Below are 20324 nucleotides of genomic sequence, written 5' to 3'. Positions count from 1 at the left end.
GGACGCCTTCATGGAAAAGACCAAGCAGACTGTGCCCTCCGTGGTGCCGCGTCACGTGGCGATCATCATGGATGGGAATAATCGCTGGGCGAAGAAGCGCTTCATGCCCGGCGTTGCCGGGCATAAAGCGGGTGTCGATGCGGTGCGCGCCGTGATCGAAGTGTGCGCCGAGGCCAAGGTCGAGGTGCTCACGCTTTTTGCGTTCTCCAGTGAGAACTGGCAGCGACCGGCGGACGAAGTCAGTGCCCTCATGGACCTGTTTTTCAAGGCGCTGCGCCGCGAGGCCAAGCGCCTGAACGACAATAACATCAGCCTGCGCATCATCGGCGACCGCTCACGCTTCCACCCTGAACTCCAGGCTGCGATGCGCGAGGCCGAGGCCGCGACTGCCGGCAGCAACCGCTTCATCCTGCAGATCGCCGCCAACTACGGTGGCCAGTGGGATATCGCCCAGGCTGCCCAGCGCCTGGCGCGTGAAGTGCAGGCCGGCCATCTGCGGCCGGAGGACATCACCCCGGATTTGCTGCAGACCTGCCTGGTGACGGGCGACCTGCCATTGCCTGACCTGTGCATCCGCACCGGTGGCGAGCACCGCATCAGCAATTTCCTCTTGTGGCAGCTGGCCTACGCCGAGCTGTACTTCTCCGACCTCTATTGGCCGGACTTCAAACACGAGGCCATGCGCAATGCGCTGGCCGATTTCGCTTCGCGCCAGCGCCGCTTCGGTAAGACCAGCGAGCAGGTCGAAGCCGGAGCCCGTGCTTAATGCTTAAACAACGCATCATTACCGCGCTGATCCTGCTGCCGATCGCGGTGGGTGGTTTCTTCCTGCTCAATGGTGGGGATTTCGCCCTCTTCATCGGTTTCGTGGTGACGCTCGGTGCCTGGGAGTGGGCGCGTCTGGCCGGCCTGGTGGCGCAACCGTTGCGCATCGCCTATGCCGCCGTGGTGGCGGGCGGGCTGATGCTGCTCTACCTGATGCCGGATCTCGCGCCCTGGGTGCTGGGCGCTTCGGTGATCTGGTGGGCGCTGGCCACGTGGCTGGTGCTGACCTATCCGCGCAGCGGCGAGCTGTGGAGCAGTGCCGCCTGCCGCCTGCTGATCGGCCTGCTGGTGTTGCTGCCCGCCTGGCAGGGGCTGGTGCTGCTCAAGCACTGGCCGCTGGGCAACTGGCTGATCCTGGCGGTCATGGTGCTGGTCTGGGCGGCCGACATCGGTGCCTATTTCTCCGGCCGTGCCTTCGGCAAGCGCAAGCTGGCGCCACAGGTCAGCCCGGGCAAGAGCTGGGAGGGCGTGTATGGCGGCCTCGCGGTCAGCCTGCTGATCACTCTGGGCGTGGGCATTGCCCGTGACTGGAGTGTCGGCCAGGTGCTGCTGGGCTTGCTGGGCGCCGTGGTGGTGGTGATGTCTTCGGTGGTCGGCGACCTGACCGAAAGCATGTTCAAGCGCCGTGAAGGTATCAAGGACAGCAGCAACCTGCTGCCGGGCCATGGCGGCGTGCTTGATCGCATCGACAGCCTGACCGCGGCGATTCCGATGTTTGCCGTATTGTTGTGGGCGGCTGAGTGGGGTGTGATGTGAGTCGCGTGCAACGCATTACCGTGCTGGGGGCCACCGGCTCCATTGGCTTGAGCACGTTGGACGTCATCGCTCGCCATCCTGACCGTTACCAGGTGTTCGCCTTGAGCGGCTATTCGCGCATCGACGAACTGCTGGCCCTGTGCGAGCGCCATCGCCCGGCGTACGCCGTGGTGCCGAGCGCCGAGGCGGCCGGGCGGCTGCGCGCGGGGCTGGCCAGGAGCGGATGTGCCACCGAGGTGCTGGAAGGTGAGGCCGGGCTGTGCCAGGTCGCCTCCGCATCGGAGGTCGATACCGTGATGGCCGCCATCGTCGGTGCTGCCGGTCTGCGTCCAACCCTGGCCGCGGTCGAGGCGGGCAAGAAGGTACTGTTGGCCAACAAGGAAGCCCTGGTGATGTCCGGGGCCCTGTTCATGCAGGCGGTGCAGCGCAGCGGTGCGGTGCTGCTGCCGATCGACAGCGAGCACAACGCGATATTCCAGTGCATGCCCGGCGACTATGCCCGCGGCCTTGGCGCTGTCGGTGTGCGCCGCATCCTGCTGACCGCCTCCGGCGGCCCGTTCCGCGAAACCCCGGCCGAAGCCTTGCTGGATGTCACGCCGGAACAAGCCTGCGCCCATCCGAACTGGTCCATGGGGCGCAAGATCTCGGTCGACTCGGCGAGCATGCTGAACAAAGGCCTGGAGCTGATCGAGGCCTGCTGGCTGTTCGATGCCAAGCCTTCGCAGGTCGAAGTGGTCGTGCACCCGCAGAGTGTCATCCACTCGTTGGTGGACTATGTCGATGGCTCGGTGCTCGCCCAGTTGGGCAACCCGGACATGCGCACGCCGATCTCCAATGCCCTGGCCTGGCCGGAGCGCATCGATTCAGGCGTGGCGCCGCTGGACCTGTTCGCCATCGCCCGTCTGGATTTCCAGGCCCCCGACGAACAGCGCTTCCCATGCCTGCGCCTGGCGCGTCAGGCTGCCGAGGCGGGCAACAGTGCGCCGGCGGTGCTCAATGCCGCCAACGAAGTGGCTGTCGAAGCGTTTCTCCAGCGGCGTATCCGCTTCCCGGAGATCGCGGGTATGATCGAACAGGTGCTCGCCCAGGAGCCTGTGGTGGCATTGCCCACGCTTGACGCGGTATTCGCCGCCGACCAGCGTGCCCGGGAGCTGTCCCGGGAATGGTTGCGACGCCACGGCCGCTGAAGCCTGCGGCCGGCTCCGCCGAATGTCATCCGGAGATAGGACATGACTGCGCTCTACATGATTGTCGGCACGCTGATTGCGCTCGGCGTGCTGGTCACCTTCCACGAGTTCGGCCACTTCTGGGTGGCGCGGCGCTGCGGGGTCAAGGTCCTGCGCTTCTCGGTGGGCTTCGGCACGCCGTTGCTGCGCTGGCACGATCGCCAGGGCACCGAGTTCGTCGTCGCCGCGATTCCCCTGGGCGGCTACGTCAAGATGCTCGACGAGCGCGAGGGCGAGGTGCCGCCAGCGCTGGTCGAGCAATCGTTCAACCGTAAATCGGTACGCCAGCGCATCGCTATCGTGGCGGCCGGTCCGGTCGCCAACTTCCTCCTCGCCATCCTGTTTTTCTGGGTGCTCGCCATGCTGGGCTCGCAGCAGGTGCGCCCGGTCATCGGCGCAGTCGAGGCCGGCAGCCTGGCGGCCAGCGCCGGCCTCGGCGTCGGTCAGGAAATTGTTTCCATTGATGGCAAGCCGACCAACGGCTGGTCGGCGGTCAATCTGCAACTGGTGCGTCGCCTCGGGGAGAGCGGCACGCTGCGAGTAGGTGTGCTCGATGAAGGGGCAACGGCCGAGCGCCAGCTCGACATTACCCTGAACAATTGGCTCAAGGGCGCCGATGAGCCTGATCCGATCCAGTCCCTGGGTCTGCGTCCGTGGCGACCTGCGATGGTTCCGGTGCTGGCGGAGATCGATCCGAAAGGGCCGGCCGCCGCCGCCGGGCTCAAGACCGGTGACAAGCTGCTGGCAATCGACGGTATGGCGCTGGGCGACTGGCAGCAGGTGGTCGACGCGGTCCGCGCCCGCCCCGAGCGCATGGTGAACCTGCGCATCGAGCGCGACGGCGCAGCCCTTGAGGTGCCGGTCACCCTGGCACGCAAGGGCGAAGGCCAGGCGTCTGCTGGATATCTGGGCGCCGGGGTCAAGGCCAGCGAATGGCCGGCGAAGATGCTTCGCGAGGTCAGTTACGGGCCGCTGGAGGCGGTGGGCGAGGGCTTGTCCCGCACTTGGAACATGAGTGTCCTGACCCTCGAATCGCTGAAGAAAATGCTGTTCGGAGAGCTCTCGGTAAAAAACTTGAGCGGACCGATAACCATTGCTAAAGTGGCGGGCGCTTCAGCCCAGTCGGGCGTTGGGGATTTCCTGAATTTCCTGGCCTACCTGAGCATAAGCCTGGGGGTTCTGAACCTGCTGCCCATCCCGGTACTGGATGGGGGGCATTTGCTGTTCTACCTGATCGAGTGGGCGCGCGGTCGTCCGCTCTCGGATCGGGTGCAAGGTTGGGGGGTCCAGATCGGTATCAGTTTGGTCGTCGGGGTGATGTTGCTCGCCCTGATCAACGATCTGGGTCGACTATAAAAGCTTCGCTCAATCGCGAAACCTGCCGCTTTCTCGCGGCGGGTTGTTTATTGCCAGTTGGAATAAAAGGACTTCATGAAACGTCTGCTGCTAACTGCGGTGCTCTCCGCACTGATGATCGCTGAAGTTCACGCCGAGTCCTTCACCATCTCCGATATTCGTGTCAACGGCCTGCAGCGGGTTTCCGCCGGCAGCGTGTTCGGCGCGTTGCCGCTGAACGTCGGTGACCAGGTCGACGACCGCCGTCTGGTCGAGTCTACCCGCTCGCTGTTCAAGACCGGCTTCTTCCAGGACATCCAGCTGAACCGCGACGGCAATGTCCTGATCATCAACGTGGTCGAGCGCCCTTCGGTGTCGAGCATCGAGATCGAAGGCAACAAGGCGATCAGCACCGAAGACCTGATGAAGGGCCTGAAGCAGTCGGGCCTGGCCGAAGGCGAGATCTTCCAGCGCGCGACGCTCGAAGGCGTGCGTAACGAGCTGCAGCGCCAGTACGTGGCCCAGGGCCGCTATTCGGCCGAAGTCGACGCCGAAGTCGTGCCGCAGCCGCGCAACCGCGTGGGCCTGAAGATCAAGATCAACGAAGGCACCGTGGCCGCGATCCAGCACATCAACGTGGTGGGCAACACGGTCTTCGACGACGAGACCCTAGGCCAGCTGTTCGAGCTCAAGACCACCAACTGGCTGTCGTTCTTCAAGAACGACGACAAGTACGCCCGCGAAAAACTGTCCGGTGACCTGGAGCGCCTGCGTTCCTACTACCTGGACCGCGGCTACATCAACATGGACATTGCCTCCACCCAGGTGTCGATCACCCCGGACAAGAAGCACGTCTACATCACCGTCAACATCAACGAGGGCGAGAAGTACACCGTCCGCGACGTGAAGTTGTCCGGTGACCTGAAAGTACCGGAAGACCAGGTCAAGTCGCTGCTGCTGGTGCAGCCGGGCCAGGTGTTCTCGCGCAAGGTGATGACTACCACCTCCGACCTGATCACCCGTCGCCTGGGTAACGAAGGCTATACCTTCGCCAACGTCAACGGCGTGCCGCAACCGAACGACCAGGATCACACCGTCGACATCATGTTTGTCGTCGATCCGGGCAAGCGTGCCTACGTCAACCGCATCAACTACCGCGGCAACACCAAGACCGAAGACGAAGTGCTTCGCCGCGAAATGCGCCAGATGGAAGGTGGCTGGGCTTCGACCTACCTCATCGACCAATCCAAGACCCGCCTCGAGCGCCTGGGCTTCTTCAAGGAAGTCAACGTCGAGACGCCGCCGGTGCCGGGCACCGACGACCAGGTCGACGTCAACTACAGCGTCGAAGAGCAAGCCTCCGGCTCGATCACCGCCAGCGTCGGTTTCGCCCAGAGCGCGGGCCTGATCCTGGGTGGCTCGATCAGCCAGAACAACTTCCTGGGTACCGGTAACAAGGTCTCCATCGGCCTGACCCGTTCCGAATACCAGACCCGCTACAACTTCGGCTACGTTGATCCCTACTTCACCCCCGACGGTGTGAGCCTGGGTTACAACGCCTTCTACCGCAGCACCGACTACGACGACCTCGACGTCGACGTGGCCAGCTATGCGGTGGACAGCCTGGGTGCGGGCGTCAGCCTCGGCTACCCGATCAGCGAGACCTCGCGCCTGACCTACGGCCTGACCGTGCAGCAGGACAAGCTGAAGACCGGCCGCTACACCGTCGATGAGATCTTCAAGTTCATCCAGGATGAAGGCGACAACTTCCTCAACTTCAAGGCGTCGATCGGCTGGTCCGAGTCGACCTTGAACAAGGGCGTGCTGGCCACCCGGGGTCACTCCCAGAGCCTGACCCTCGAGACCACCGTGCCGGGCAGCGACCTGTCGTTCTACAAGCTCGACTACCGTGGCCAGCTGTTCAAGCCGATCAACAACGACTACACCCTGCGCCTGCACACCGAGCTGGGCTATGGTGATGGCTATGGCTCGACCAACGGTCTGCCGTTCTACGAGAACTACTACGCGGGCGGTTTCAACTCCGTGCGCGGCTTCAAGGACAGTACCCTGGGCCCACGCAGCACACCGAGCCGTGGCGCCGCCGTGACCGGCAACCAGGGCACCATCGCCGACCCGGACCAGGATCCGCTGCCGTTCGGTGGCAACGTCCTCGTCCAGGGTGGTGTGGAGCTGCTGTTCCCGCTGCCATTCGTCAAGGACCAGCGTTCGCTGCGCACCTCCGTGTTCTGGGACGTGGGTAACGTGTTCGACACCAACTGCGGTTCCAAGCCGGACTGCACCAAGGTCGGTTTCTCGGACATGGCCAGCTCCGTCGGTCTGGGCGTAACCTGGATCACCGCGCTGGGCCCGCTGAGCTTCAGCCTGGCGATGCCGATCAAGAAGCCGGACGACGCCGACACGCAAGTGTTCCAATTCTCTCTGGGCCAGACCTTCTGAGGTCGGCCCTTGCATAACGACAACGGATTATCCAGGAGTGCATCGTGCGTAAGTTGACTCAACTGGCCCTTGTGGCCGCGGCGCTGGTCGCCACCCCGGCTTTCGCCGAAATGAAGGTTGCCGTGCTGAACTATCAGATGGCCCTGCTGGAATCCGACGCGGCCAAGAAATACGCCGTTGACGCCGAGAAGAAGTTCGGCCCGCAACTGACCAAGCTCAAGGGCCTGGAAAGCAGCGCCAAGGGCATCCAGGATCGCCTGATCAAGGGCGGCGACAAGATGCCTCAGCCAGAGCGCGAGCGCCTCGAGCTCGAGTTCAAGCAAAAGGCCCGCGACTTCCAGTTCCAGTCCAAGGAGCTCAACGAAGCCAAGGCCGTGGCGGATCGCGACATGCTCAAGCAGCTCAAGCCCAAGCTTGATGGCGCCGTCGAGGAAGTGATCAAGAAGGGCGGCTTCGACCTGGTGCTCGAGCGTGGCGCGGTCATCGATGTCAAGCCGCAGTACGACATCACTCGCCAGGTCATCGAGCGCATGAACCAAGCCCGTTGATATGACCGTAACCATGACACTCGGCCAGCTGGCCGAAGCCCTCGGGGCCGAGCTCAAAGGTCCCGAAGCGCTGGAAATCACCGGGTTGGCCACCTTGCAGGAGGCCGTTTCCGGGCAGCTGAGTTTCCTGGCCAACAAGCAGTACCGCAAGTTTCTGGAGGATTCCACAGCCAGCGCGGTATTGCTCAAGGCCGAGGACGCCGAAGGTTTCGCCGGCAATGCCTTGATCGTGGCCGACCCGTATTTGGCGTACGCGCGCATCTCGCACCTGTTCGATCCGAAGCCCAAGGCTGTGGCGGGAATTCATCCCAGCGCCGTGGTTGCCGAGGATGCCCAGGTGGATGCCAGCGCCAGCATCGGTCCGTTCGCGGTGGTCGAAAGCGGCGCGCGAATCGACGCCAACGTGACGGTCGGCGCGCACTGTTTCATCGGTGCCCGTTGCATCATCGGCGAGGGTGGCTGGTTGGCACCCCGTGTCACGCTGTATCACGACGTGACCATCGGCAAGCGCGTGGTCATCCAGTCCGGCGCGGTGATCGGTGGCGAGGGCTTCGGCTTTGCCAACGAGAAAGGCATCTGGCGCAAGATTGCGCAGATCGGCGGCGTCACCCTGGGCGACGATGTCGAGATCGGCGTGAACACTGCGGTGGACCGCGGCGCCCTGTCGGATACGCGCATCGGTGATGGCGTCAAGCTCGACAACCAGATCCAGATCGCCCATAACGTGCAGGTCGGTGACCACACGGCGATGGCGGCCTGCGTCGGCATCTCGGGCAGTACCCGTATCGGCAAGCACTGCATGATTGCCGGTGGGGTCGGGATGGTCGGTCACATCGACGTCTGCGACAATGTTTTCGTCTCCGGCATGACCATGGTGACCCGTTCGATTACCGAACCGGGTGGCTACTCTTCCGGTACGGCCATGCAACCTTTGGCCGAATGGCGCAAGAGCGCCGCTCGCATTCGCCAGCTGGACGAGATGTCCAAGCGTCTCCAGCAGCTGGAAAAGCGTGTCGACACCGTGACCTCAGGTGGCCAGCCGACATCAGAAGGCTGATACCATTTACTGAGCGAGCGTTACAGTCGCTAGCTGGCTCCTCTTTGGATCTGCAAAAGGAGCGTGTGGTCAGCACCTGCGCTCCCTATTCTTATACAGGCTTCCCCCCGAAATGATGGACATCAACGAGATTCGCGAATACCTGCCTCACCGTTACCCGTTCCTGCTGGTGGACCGGGTGACGGACCTGGACTTCGAGGCCCAAAGCATTCGTGCCTACAAGAATGTCAGCATCAACGAGCCGTTCTTCAATGGCCACTTCCCGGCGCATCCGATCATGCCGGGCGTGCTGATCATCGAGGCGATGGCCCAGGCGGCCGGAATTCTCGGATTCAAGATGCTCGACGCCAAACCGGCTGACGGCACGCTTTACTACTTTGTCGGCTCCGACAAGCTGCGTTTCCGCCAACCGGTACTGCCGGGTGACCAGCTGGTCCTGGAAGCCAAGTTCCTCAGCCGCAAGAGCATGATCTGGAAGTTCGAATGCCGTGCCTTGGTGGACGGCAAGCCGGTCTGCTCGGCCGAGATCACCTGCGCGGAACGCTCCCTATGAGTTCGATTGATCCACGGGCGATCATCGACCCCTCGGCCAGGCTGGCCGAGGGCGTCGAGGTTGGCCCCTGGTCGATCGTAGGCCCCGATGTCGAAATCGGGGAGGGCACCGTCATTGGCCCACACGTCGTGCTTAAAGGGCCGACCCGTATCGGCAAGCACAACCGCATCTACCAGTTCTCCTCGATCGGTGAAGACACCCCAGACTTGAAGTACAAGGGTGAGCCGACGCGCCTGGTGATCGGTGACCACAACGTGATCCGCGAGGGTGTCACCATCCATCGCGGCACCGTGCAGGACCGTTCGGAAACGACGCTGGGCGATCACAACCTGATCATGGCCTATGCCCACATCGGCCATGACAGCGTCATCGGCAACCACTGCATCCTGGTCAACAACACCGCGTTGGCCGGGCACGTGCACGTGGGCGACTGGGCGATCCTGTCGGGCTACACGCTGGTGCACCAGTACTGCCATATTGGCGCGCATGCCTTTTCCGGCATGGGCACCGCGATCGGCAAGGACGTGCCGGCCTACGTGACGGTGTTCGGCAGCCCGGCCGAGGCGCGCAGCATGAACTTCGAAGGCTTGCGCCGTCGCGGTTTCAGCGACGAAGTACTGCATGCACTGCGCCGCGCCTACAAGGTTGTCTATCGCCAGGGCCTGACCGTCGAAGAGGCGCTCAAGGAGCTGGACGAGCTGGTGAGCCAGTTCCCGGAAGTCGACCTGTTCCGTCAATCGATCGCCAACTCCGCCCGCGGCATCACGCGCTGACATGGCCCAACTTTGCGTGGCGCTGGTCGCGGGCGAGGCCAGCGGCGACATCCTCGGTTCCGGCTTGATGCGTGCCATCAAGGCGCGCCATCCCGATGTGCGGTTCATCGGCGTCGGCGGTCCCTTGATGGAATCCGAAGGCATGACCTCCTACTTCCCGATGGAGCGCCTGGCCGTCATGGGTCTGGTCGAGGTGCTCGGGCGTCTGCGCGAGCTGCTCAAGCGGCGCAAGCTGCTGATCGAGACACTGATCGGTGAAAAGCCCGACGTGTTCATCGGTATCGACGCACCTGACTTCACCCTGAATATCGAGCTCAAGCTGCGCCAGGCCGGGATCAAGACGGTGCACTACGTCAGCCCGTCGGTCTGGGCCTGGCGACAGAAGCGCGTACTGAAGATCCGCGAGGGGTGCGACCTGATGCTCACCCTGCTGCCGTTCGAGGCGCGCTTCTATGAAGAGCAGGGTGTGCCGGTGCGTTTCGTCGGCCACCCGTTGGCGGATACCATTCCCCTCGAGGCTGACCGTGGCGCTGCGCGTGCCGAGCTGGGCCTGGGCGATGGCCCGGTGATCGCCCTGATGCCTGGCAGCCGCGGCGGCGAAGTGGGGCGCCTGGGCGCCTTGTTCCTTGACGCAGCCCAGCGCTTGCGCGAGCTGGTGCCTGGCGCACGTTTCGTGCTGCCGTGCGCCAATGCCGCGCGCCGCGCCCAGGTCGAGCAGATGCTCGAAGGGCGCGAGCTGCCGCTGACCTTGCTCGACGGCCAGTCGCACAAGGCCCTGGCGGCGTGCGACGCGGTGCTGATCGCCTCGGGTACCGCCACCCTGGAAGCGATGCTGTACAAGCGGCCGATGGTGGTGGCCTATCGCCTGGCACCGCTGACGTACTGGATCCTCAAACGCATGGTCAAGAGCCCGTACGTGTCGCTGCCCAACCTGCTCGCCCAGCGCCTGCTGGTGCCCGAGTTGCTGCAGCACGCCGCCACCAGCGAGGCCTTGGCGCAAACCCTGGCGCCGCTGGTCAAGGACGGCACGCTGCAGACCGACAGCTTCGACCAGATCCACCGCACCCTGCGCCGCGATGCCTCCAACCAGGCGGCCGACGCGGTGCTTGCCCTGTTGAAGGACCGCTGACATGCAGATGGGACTGGATTTCAACCTGGTCGAGGAACTGGTGGCCGGCGTCGACGAAGTGGGCCGTGGTCCGCTGTGCGGCGCGGTGGTCACCGCAGCGGTAATTCTCGACCCGCGCCGGCCTATCCTCGGCCTGAACGACTCGAAAAAACTCACCGAAGCCAAGCGCGATGCGCTGTTCGACGAGATCTGCGAAAAGGCGCTGAGTTTCTGCATCGCTCGCGCCGAGGTCGAGGAAATCGACCGACTGAACATCCTCCATGCGACCATGCTGGCCATGCAGCGTGCGGTCGAAGGGCTGCACGTCACGCCGAAACTGGCGCTGATCGATGGCAACCGCTGCCCGAAGCTTTCGGTACCGGCGGCTCCGGTGGTCAAGGGTGATTCGCAGGTGCCGGCCATCGCCGCCGCCTCGATTCTGGCCAAGGTCACCCGTGACCGCGAGATGAGCGCGTTCGAGCTGATCTACCCGGGTTATGGGATCGGCGGGCACAAGGGGTATCCGACTCCAGTGCACCTTGAGGCCCTGGCCCGTCTAGGGCCGACGCCCATTCATCGGCGTTCGTTCGCACCTGTTCGAGCTGCCTGGGAAGCTCGTGAGGGCGTTTCCACCTTTCTGATCTGATTATCGCCATGCATCGCGGGGCAAGCCCGCTCCCACGCAGCCGATTCCATTGCAGGCTTGGCGTGGGAGCGGGCTTGCCCCGTGATGCATTCTGCAATCAACCGCTGACCTGCAGGCGAGGCAAGCGCAGAGCAATACGCTACAATCCCGCCCTTGTCGTTCAGCACTGCTACAGGATCCTCCATGTCGGTCTCCTTCGTTCACCTTCGCGTGCACTCCGAATTCTCCCTGGTCGACGGCCTGGTGCGGATCAAGCCGCTGGCCAAGGCCCTGGCCGGGATGAACATGCCGGCGGTGGCGATCACCGACCAGAGCAACATGTGCTCGCTGGTGAAGTTCTACAAGACCGCCATGGGCGCCGGCATCAAGCCGATCTGCGGCGCCGACCTGTGGCTGGCTGGCGTTGACCCGGAGGCGCCACTGTCGCGCATCTGTTTCCTGGCCATGAACCCCAAGGGTTACCGCAATCTCACCGAGCTGATCTCGCGTGGTTGGACCGATGGCCAGCGCAATGGGCTGGTGATCATCCAGCGCGACTGGATCGCCCCGGCCAGCGAGGGGCTGATTGCCCTGTCCGCGGGCAAGGAAGGCGACATCGGCATGGCGCTGATGGCCAATCGTCAGGACGAAGCCCAGGTACTGCTCGCCGACTGGATGAGCATGTTCCCCGAGCGCTTCTACGTCGAGGTGCAGCGTACCAACCGCGCTGGTGACGAGGAATACGTGCACGCTGCCGTGGCCTTGGCCGACAAGCTCGGCGCGCCGCTGGTGGCGACCAACGACGTGCGCTTCGTCAAGCAGTCGGACTTCGACGCCCACGAGACCCGCGTGTGCATCGGCGAGGGTTGGACCCTGGACGACCCGCGCCGCCCGCGTGGCTACAGCGACCAGCAGTACCTAAAGTCCGCCGAAGAGATGACCGAGCTGTTCAGCGACCTGCCGGATGCCATTGCCAACACCGTGGAGATCGCCAAGCGCTGCAACATCACCGTGCAGCTGGGCAAGTACTTCCTCCCCGACTTCCCGACGCCCAACGGCATGGGCATCGACGACTACCTGCGGCATGTCTCCCACGAAGGCCTGGAAGAGCGCCTGGCGGTGCTCTGGCCGAAGGAGACCACGCCCAACTACGAAGAGAAGCGCCAGGTCTACCTGGACCGCCTGAAGTTCGAGCTGGACATCATCATCCAGATGGGCTTCCCCGGTTACTTCCTGATCGTTATGGACTTCATCAAGTGGGCGAAGAACAACGATGTGCCGGTCGGCCCGGGCCGGGGTTCGGGTGCCGGTTCCTTGGTGGCCTACGTGCTGAAGATCACCGACCTTGATCCGTTGGCCTATGACCTGCTGTTCGAGCGCTTCCTCAACCCTGAACGTATTTCCATGCCCGACTTCGACGTCGACTTCTGCATGGATGGCCGCGACCGGGTGATCGACTACGTGGCCGAGGCATACGGGCGCAACGCGGTGAGCCAGATCATCACCTTCGGCACCATGGCCGCCAAGGCGGTGGTGCGTGACGTGGCGCGGGTGCAGGGCAAGTCCTACGGCCTGGCCGACCGCCTGTCGAAGATGATCCCGTTCGAAGTGGGCATGACCCTGGAGAAGGCCTACGAGCAGGAAGAGATCCTGCGCGACTTCCTCAAGGGCGACGAGGATGCCCGCGAAATCTGGGACATGGCCCTCAAGCTCGAAGGTGTCACCCGCGGTACCGGCAAGCACGCCGGCGGCGTGGTGATCGCCCCGACCAAGCTTACCGACTTTTCGCCGATCGCCTGTGATGAAGAAGGCGGCGGCCTGGTGACCCAGTTCGACAAGGACGACGTCGAGGCCGCGGGCCTGGTGAAGTTCGACTTCCTCGGCCTGCGCACCCTGACGATCATCAAGTGGGCGATGGAGATCATCAACCGTGAGCAGGCCAAGAAGAACCTGCCCGACGTCAACATCGACTTCATCCCGCTGGACGACCGCAAGACCTACGAGCTGTTGCAGAAGGCTGAAACCACTGCAGTGTTCCAGCTCGAATCGCGCGGCATGAAAGAGCTGATCAAGAAGCTCAAGCCCGACTGCCTGGAAGACCTGATCGCACTGGTGGCGCTGTTCCGTCCCGGCCCGCTGCAGTCGGGCATGGTGGACGACTTCATCAACCGCAAGCACGGTCGCGCCGAGTTGGCCTACCCGCATGCGGATTACCAGTACGAAGGCCTCAAGCCCGTTCTTGCGCCGACCTACGGCATCATCCTGTACCAGGAACAGGTGATGCAGATCGCCCAGGTGATGGCGGGCTATACCCTGGGTGGCGCCGACATGCTGCGCCGGGCCATGGGTAAGAAAAAGCCCGAGGAAATGGCCAAGCAGCGTGGCGGTTTCATCGAAGGCTGCGTGGCCAACAACATTGATGCGGATCTAGCCGGTAACATCTTCGATCTGGTAGAGAAATTCGCCGGTTACGGGTTCAACAAATCTCACTCTGCGGCCTATGGCCTGGTCTCTTACCAGACAGCGTGGTTGAAGACCCACTACCCGGCGCCGTTCATGGCCGCGGTCCTGTCGGCGGATATGCACAACACCGACAAGGTCGTGGTGCTGGTCGAGGAAGTACGCAGCATGAAGCTGCGCCTCGACGCGCCGGACGTGAACTTCTCCGACTTCAAGTTCACCGTCAACAACGATGGCCGCATCGTCTATGGCCTGGGGGCGATCAAGGGCGTGGGCGAAGGCCCGGTGGAGGCGATCGTCGAGGCGCGCGCACAGGGTGGTCCGTTCAAGGACCTGTTCGACTTCTGTGAGCGCATCGACCTCAAGCGCGTCAACAAGCGTACCCTCGATGCGTTGATTCGCAGTGGCGCACTGGATCGTCTCGGCCCGCACTTCCATGACGAGATCAAGGCCTACCAGGCCAACATCGACATCAACCGCGCGACCCTGCTCTCGGCGCTGGGTGAGGCCGTCAAGGCTGCCGAACAGGCGGCCCATACCGCCGACAGTGGCCATGTCGACCTGTTCGGCGGCATGTTCGACGAGGCGGATGTCGACGTTTACGCCAACCACCGCAAGGTGCGGGAGTTGACGCTCAAAGAGCGCCTGAAGGGCGAAAAGGACACCCTCGGCCTGTACCTCACCGGGCATCCGATCGATGAGTACGAGACCGAGATCCGCCGTTTCGCCCGCCAGCGCATTGTCGACCTGAAGCCCGCGCGGGATACCCAGACCATCGCCGGGATGATCATTGCCCTGCGCGTGATGAAGAACAAGAAGGGCGACAAGATGGGCTTCGTCACCCTCGACGACCGTTCCGGGCGCATCGAGGCCTCGTTGTTCGCCGATGCCTTCATGGGCGCCCAGGCTCTTCTGCAGACCGACGCCATGGTGGTGGTGGAAGGGGAGGTCAGCAACGACGACTTCTCCGGTGGCCTGCGCCTGCGGGTCAAGACGGTGATGACCATGGAGGATGCCCGTACCAAGCTGGCCGAAAGCCTGCGCCTGAAGGTCGCCCACGACGCGCTCAAGGGGGACCGCCTGAACTGGCTGGGCGAGCTGATCACCCGCCACCGTGGTGGCTGCCCGATCACCCTGGAGTACACCGGCAGCGACGCCAAGGCCATGCTGCAATTCGGCGACCAGTGGTCCATCGACCCGGCCGACGGCCTGATTCAGGCACTGCGTGACCAGTTCGGACGTGAGAACGTCTTCCTGCAATACCGTTGAAACGACGAATTTTAATCTCGACCTATATGCGCCTGATCCCTTAAGGTAGGGCGCCAAACGGATCAACCGGCCGGCCGCCTGGCCGTAGACCCAAGACGGAAGCCTATGAACCCGAATTTCCTCGATTTCGAACAGCCGATTGCCGACCTGCAAGCCAAGATCGAAGAGCTGCGCCTGGTGGGTAACGACAACTCGCTGAACATCAGCGATGAAATTGCCCGTCTGCAGGACAAGAGCAGCACCCTGACCGAGAGCATCTTCGGCAACCTGACCAGCTGGCAGATCGCCCGTCTGGCCCGTCACCCGCGCCGCCCCTACACCCTCGACTACATCGACCACCTCTTCACCGAGTTCGAAGAGCTGCACGGCGACCGTCACTTCTCCGACGACGCCGCCATCGTCGGTGGCACCGCGCGCCTGGACGACAAGCCGGTCATGGTCATCGGCCACCAGAAGGGCCGTGAAGTGCGCGAGAAGGTGCGCCGCAACTTCGGCATGCCGCGTCCCGAAGGCTATCGCAAGGCCTGCCGCCTGATGGAAATGGCCGAGCGTTTCAAGATGCCGATCCTGACCTTCATCGACACCCCGGGTGCCTATCCGGGCATCGACGCCGAAGAGCGCAACCAGAGCGAGGCCATCGCCTGGAACCTGCGCGTGATGGCGCGCCTGAAGACGCCGATCATCGCCACCGTGATCGGTGAGGGTGGTTCCGGCGGCGCGTTGGCCATCGGTGTGTGCGACCAGCTGAACATGCTGCAGTATTCCACCTACTCGGTGATCTCGCCGGAAGGCTGCGCCTCGATCCTATGGAAGACCGCTGACAAGGCCGCCGACGCCGCCGAGGCCATGGGCATCACCGCCGAGCGCCTGAAGAGCCTGAACATCGTCGACAAGGTCATCCAGGAGCCGCTGGGCGGCGCCCACCGTGATCCGGCCAAGATGTCCGCGAGCATCCGCGCCGACCTGATCGAACAGCTGGACATGCTCGGCAAGCTCGACAACGACGCGCTGCTCAAGCGCCGTTACGATCGCCTGATGAGCTACGGTCTCTGATCGTAGTCTGACGCCCTCGATCGCGGGGCAAGCCCGCTCCCACGTTCTGTAGCGTGGGAGCGGGCTTGCCCCGCGATGCGATTTGAAGAGGGACTAGTATGCTCGACCTCACTGCGCAACTCTCTCCCTGGCTCAACGCCCCCGCCTGGTACGTCGCCTTCTCCGGCGGCCTGGACTCCACCGTCCTCCTGCACCAGCTCGCCGATTACACCCGCAACCATTCAACGCCGCCCCTGCGCGCCATCCATGTACATCACGGCCTGCAAGCCGCCGCCGATGCCTGGCCCGATCACTGCCGAGCGGTGTGTGCCGCCCTGGGTGTCGAACTCGATGTGGTCCCTGTCCAGGTCACCCCTGGCGCCAGCCTCGAACAGTCGGCCCGCAACGCCCGCTACGACGCCTTCGAAAAACGGCTGGGCGTAGGCGAAGTGCTGTTCACCGGCCAACACCGTGACGATCAGGCCGAAACCTTGCTGTTCCGTCTGCTGCGCGGCGCCGGCTTGCGTGGTCTGTCGGCCATGCCCGAGGCGCGCTCGTTGGGGCAGGGCAGGCTCGTGCGCCCGCTGCTGAAGGTTTCGCGTGAGCGCTTGCACGCTTATGCCCAGAGCAGGGGGCTGGTGTGGGTTGACGATCCCTCCAATACCGACACCACCTTCGCCCGCAACTTCCTGCGCGCGGAGGTCTTCCCGCTGCTGCGCGGTCGCTGGCCCCAGGCTGAGGGCAACCTGGCGCGCAGCGCCGAGCACCTGGGCGAGGCCCTCGGCCTGCTTGACGAGCTGGCCGCCACTGACCTGGCTCCGGCGTGCGACAATGCGCCGCTGCCCTGGCTCGGTCTTGCCTCCCTCGACCTCGCCGTACTCCAGGCGCTGTCACCGGCGCGCCAGCGCAATGCCCTGCAATGCTGGCTCGGTCGCCGCACCCGCCTGCCGGACAGCCGCCACTGGGCCGGTTGGGATGACCTGCGTGGCGCGGCAGGCGATGCCTGCCCGATCTGGCGCCTGACCGACGGTCAGTTGCAGCGCAGCCACGGGCGCATCTGGTGGCTGGACGGGCAATGGCTCCAGGCTCCGACGGGTGAATGGGCGTGGCCGAACCCGTCCACGCCCCTGGCGCTGCCGGGCAACGGCCAGGTGTGGCTGGAAGGCTGCATGGACAACACAGGCCTGCGCATCGCCTACCGTCAAGGCGGCGAAATGCTGGAGGTCAGTGGCCGTGGCCGGCGTGACCTCAAGCGTCTTTTCAACGAGCTGCAGGTCCCGCACTTCGTGCGCTCGCGCCTGCCACTGCTGTACCGGGGCGAGCAACTGCTGGCGGTGGCCAATCTGCCCGGACTCGCTCAGGCCGAATGTCAACTGCACTGGCAACCGCCGACGAACGTGCAAGGTTTGAGCTGAAGGGTACATTCCGGTAGACTACCCTCCCTTCTTGATACAACTTCTGTGGGTTCCGCGAAAACACAGCAGTTGCCGATTACCAAGCAGTTTTTTGCTGGGCTGATTTCTTAAAATGACGAGCGAGCTCCATGCCGGGGACACCCCTGGTCTGTACAGACGCGGCAGTTTTTCGAGATGCACTGTGATTGACGCAGGTGATCGGGGGCTTCGGCCTTCCTTCGCTTTCTCCGGCGGCGCTGGCCGCCTTAACGCAGACTTCTAGGGTTTTTCATGACGCGCTACATATTCGTCACGGGCGGTGTTGTTTCTTCATTGGGGAAAGGCATTGCCTCGGCTTCCCTGGCGGCCATCCTGGAAGCGCGGGGGCTTAAAGTCACCATGCTCAAGCTGGACCCGTACATCAACGTCGACCCGGGCACCATGAGCCCGTTCCAGCACGGTGAAGTGTTCGTCACCCACGACGGCGCCGAGACCGACCTCGACCTGGGCCACTACGAGCGGTTCATCCGCACCACGATGACCCAGAACAACAACTTCACCACCGGCCGCATCTACGAGCACGTGCTGCGCAAGGAGCGCCGTGGTGATTATCTGGGCGCGACCATCCAGGTCATCCCGCACATCACCGACGAAATCAAGCGCCGCATCATCAAGGGCGCCGGCGATGCCGACGTCGCGCTGGTCGAGATCGGCGGCACCGTGGGCGACATCGAGTCGCAGCCGTTCCTTGAGGCCATCCGCCAGTTGCGCGTCGAAGTGGGCTCCAAGCGCGCCATGTTGATGCACCTGACCCTGGTCCCGTACATCGCCACCGCCGGCGAGACCAAGACCAAGCCGACCCAGCACTCGGTCAAGGAACTGCGCTCCATCGGTCTGCAGCCTGACGTGCTGATCTGCCGCTCCGACCACCCGGTCGACGCCTCGTCGCGCCGTAAGATCGCGCTGTTCACCAACGTCGAAGAGCGTGCGGTGATTTCGCTGGAAGACGTCGACACCATCTACAAGATCCCAGGCGTGCTGCATGCCCAGGGCCTGGACGACTTCGTCGTCGAGCGCTTCGGCCTGCAGTGCAACAGCGCCGACCTGTCCGAGTGGGACAAGGTCGTCGACGCCAAGCTCAACCCTGAGCAGGAAGTGACCATCGCCATGGTCGGCAAGTACATGGAGCTGCTGGACGCGTACAAGTCGCTGATCGAAGCGATGAGCCACGCCGGCATCACCAACCGCACCAAGGTCAACCTGCGCTACATCGACTCCGAAGATATCGAGAACCAGGGCACCAGCCTGCTCGAAGGCGCCGATGCCATCCTGGTCCCGGGCGGTTTCGGCCTGCGCGGCGTTGAAGGCAAGATCACCGCGGTGCAGTACGCCCGTGAGAACAAGGTCCCGTACCTGGGCATCTGCCTCGGCATGCAGGTTGCCGTGATCGAATTCGCCCGTAACGTGATGGGCTGGAAAGACGCCAACTCCACCGAGTTCGACCGCAACAGCGGCCACCCGGTCGTTGGTCTGATCACCGAGTGGGCCGATGCCACCGGCGCGGTCGAGACCCGTACCGAAGCGTCCGACCTGGGCGGCACCATGCGCCTGGGCGCTCAGGACTGCCAACTGGCTGCCGGCTCCAAGGTGCACGACTGCTACGGCAAGGACATCATCACCGAGCGTCACCGCCACCGCTACGAAGTCAACAACAACCTGCTGCCGCAGCTGGTCGAAGCTGGCCTGCAGGTGTCCGGTCGCTCCGAAGACGGCGCGCTGGTTGAAGTGGTCGAGTCCAAGGACCACCCATGGTTCGTCGCCTGCCAGTTCCACCCGGAGTTCACCTCGACGCCACGTGACGGTCATCCGCTGTTCAGCGGTTTCGTCAAGGCTGCCCTGGCACAGAAGAACAAGGCCTGATCCATGACTCAGAAGATCATTCGCGTCGGTAACATCGAGATCGCCAACGACAAGCCGTTCGTCCTTTTCGGCGGCATGAACGTCCTGGAGTCCCGTGACCTGGCCCTGAAGGTCTGCGAGGAGTACGTGCGGGTAACCGAGAAGCTCGGTATCCCGTACGTGTTCAAGGCCAGCTTCGACAAGGCCAACCGTTCGTCGGTCAACTCGTACCGCGGCCCGGGCATGGAAGAGGGCCTGAAGATCTTCGAGGAGATCAAGCAGACCTTCAACGTGCCGGTGATCACCGACGTGCACGAACCCTACCAGTGCGAACCGGTGGCCAAGGTGTGCGACATCATCCAGCTGCCGGCCTTCCTGTCGCGCCAGACCGACCTGGTCGTGGCGATGGCCAAGACCGGCGCGGTGATCAACATCAAGAAGGCGCAGTTCCTGGCGCCCCACGAGATGAAGCACATCCTCGCCAAGTGCGTCGAGGCTGGCAACGACCAACTGATCCTCTGCGAGCGCGGCTCGAGCTTCGGCTACAACAACCTCGTCGTGGACATGCTCGGCTTCGGCATCATGAAGGAGTTCGAGTACCCGGTGTTCTTCGACGTGACCCACTCGTTGCAGACCCCGGGCGGTCGCGCCGACTCCGCCGGTGGCCGCCGCGCCCAGGTTACCGACCTGGCCAAGGCTGGCATGAGCCAGGGCCTGGCCGGCCTGTTCCTCGAGGCACATCCGGACCCGGACAACGCCAAGTGCGATGGCCCGTGCGCCCTGCGCCTGGACAAGCTTGAGCCGTTCCTGGCACAGCTCAAGCAGCTGGACGACCTGGTGAAAAGTTTTCCGACGGTAGAAACCGCGTAAAGCTCATTTCTCGGGTAAAGTACCGCCCGTTCCACCCCTGACCTTTCGGTCAGGGGCTCCCTTCGCCAGGCCTGCCCGTGCCATGTCGCCTGGTGAACGGCAAGAATTCCCAAAAGCTGCGTTGTTTTCGTCAATTC

16 protein-coding genes are annotated in these 20324 nt (G+C 63.7%); all 16 read left to right on the top strand.

Going from position 1 to position 20324, the window contains the following annotated elements; translation table 11 throughout:
* Positions 1-10 precede the first annotated feature (10 nt).
* The 16 genes from uppS (at position 11) to kdsA (ending at position 20187) form a co-directional block, all read left to right on the top strand.
* Positions 11-766, top strand: coding sequence for a polyprenyl diphosphate synthase (uppS, locus tag KHO27_RS16685; protein WP_102684051.1), 756 nt, complete (start codon positions 11-13; stop codon positions 764-766).
* Positions 766-1581: a phosphatidate cytidylyltransferase gene (locus tag KHO27_RS16680; protein ID WP_038706689.1), complete on the top strand. Its 816-nt coding sequence runs from the start codon at positions 766-768 to the stop codon at positions 1579-1581. The genes uppS and KHO27_RS16680 overlap by 1 nt, the downstream gene beginning before the upstream one ends.
* Positions 1578-2768 (top strand): 1-deoxy-D-xylulose-5-phosphate reductoisomerase, encoded by a 1191-nt coding sequence (ispC, locus tag KHO27_RS16675; RefSeq protein WP_214500501.1) that lies wholly within the window; start codon positions 1578-1580, stop codon positions 2766-2768. Before KHO27_RS16680 ends, ispC begins: the two co-directional genes overlap by 4 nt.
* A 42-nt stretch (positions 2769-2810) precedes the next feature.
* The gene (gene rseP / locus KHO27_RS16670) at positions 2811-4163 is read left to right on the top strand and encodes an RIP metalloprotease RseP (protein ID WP_214500500.1); all 1353 of its coding nucleotides are present in this window, start codon (positions 2811-2813) and stop codon (positions 4161-4163) included.
* 75 nt (positions 4164-4238) lie between these two features.
* Entirely contained in the window at positions 4239-6599 is a 2361-nt protein-coding gene (bamA, locus tag KHO27_RS16665) for an outer membrane protein assembly factor BamA (protein ID WP_046854398.1), read from the top strand.
* A 44-nt stretch (positions 6600-6643) separates the two neighbouring features.
* The gene (locus tag KHO27_RS16660) at positions 6644-7147 is read left to right on the top strand and encodes an OmpH/Skp family outer membrane protein (protein ID WP_023629834.1); all 504 of its coding nucleotides are present in this window, start codon (positions 6644-6646) and stop codon (positions 7145-7147) included.
* Position 7148: 1 nt separating this feature from the next.
* Positions 7149-8204 carry a UDP-3-O-(3-hydroxymyristoyl)glucosamine N-acyltransferase gene (lpxD, locus tag KHO27_RS16655; RefSeq protein WP_111532144.1) on the top strand — a complete coding sequence of 352 codons (1056 nt, stop codon included), beginning with the start codon at positions 7149-7151 and terminating at the stop codon, positions 8202-8204.
* A 112-nt stretch (positions 8205-8316) separates the two neighbouring features.
* Complete coding sequence (fabZ, locus tag KHO27_RS16650; RefSeq protein ID WP_003252314.1) at positions 8317-8757, top strand: 3-hydroxyacyl-ACP dehydratase FabZ; 441 nt, start codon at positions 8317-8319, stop codon at positions 8755-8757.
* Complete coding sequence (lpxA, locus tag KHO27_RS16645; RefSeq protein ID WP_111532145.1) at positions 8754-9530, top strand: acyl-ACP--UDP-N-acetylglucosamine O-acyltransferase; 777 nt, start codon at positions 8754-8756, stop codon at positions 9528-9530. The genes fabZ and lpxA overlap by 4 nt, the downstream gene beginning before the upstream one ends.
* 1 nt (position 9531) lies before the next feature.
* Positions 9532-10659: a lipid-A-disaccharide synthase gene (lpxB, locus tag KHO27_RS16640; RefSeq protein ID WP_214500499.1), complete on the top strand. Its 1128-nt coding sequence runs from the start codon at positions 9532-9534 to the stop codon at positions 10657-10659.
* Between the two features lies 1 nt (position 10660).
* Positions 10661-11284: a ribonuclease HII gene (gene rnhB, locus KHO27_RS16635; protein ID WP_111532147.1), complete on the top strand. Its 624-nt coding sequence runs from the start codon at positions 10661-10663 to the stop codon at positions 11282-11284.
* A 183-nt stretch (positions 11285-11467) separates the two neighbouring features.
* The gene (gene dnaE, locus KHO27_RS16630) at positions 11468-14992 is read left to right on the top strand and encodes a DNA polymerase III subunit alpha (protein WP_110701892.1); all 3525 of its coding nucleotides are present in this window, start codon (positions 11468-11470) and stop codon (positions 14990-14992) included.
* A 105-nt stretch (positions 14993-15097) separates the two neighbouring features.
* Complete coding sequence (locus KHO27_RS16625) at positions 15098-16045, top strand: acetyl-CoA carboxylase carboxyltransferase subunit alpha (protein ID WP_023628729.1); 948 nt, start codon at positions 15098-15100, stop codon at positions 16043-16045.
* A 98-nt stretch (positions 16046-16143) separates the two neighbouring features.
* Positions 16144-17439: a tRNA lysidine(34) synthetase TilS gene (gene tilS, locus KHO27_RS16620; RefSeq protein WP_110701894.1), complete on the top strand. Its 1296-nt coding sequence runs from the start codon at positions 16144-16146 to the stop codon at positions 17437-17439.
* Between the two features lie 270 nt (positions 17440-17709).
* Positions 17710-19338, top strand: a complete 1629-nt coding sequence (gene pyrG / locus KHO27_RS16615) for a CTP synthase (protein ID WP_046854404.1) — start codon at positions 17710-17712, stop codon at positions 19336-19338.
* A gap of 3 nt (positions 19339-19341) precedes the next feature.
* On the top strand, positions 19342-20187 hold the full coding sequence (gene kdsA / locus KHO27_RS16610; RefSeq protein WP_110701896.1) for a 3-deoxy-8-phosphooctulonate synthase: 846 nt from the start codon (positions 19342-19344) through the stop codon (positions 20185-20187).
* Positions 20188-20324: the final 137 nt, after the last annotated feature.

The organism is Pseudomonas sp. RC3H12 (assembly GCF_018596375.1).
Classification (GTDB): Bacteria; Pseudomonadota; Gammaproteobacteria; order Pseudomonadales; family Pseudomonadaceae; genus Aquipseudomonas.
The sequence above is the reverse complement of the archived record's forward strand: the minus strand, read 5'-3'. Positions and strand labels throughout refer to the sequence as shown.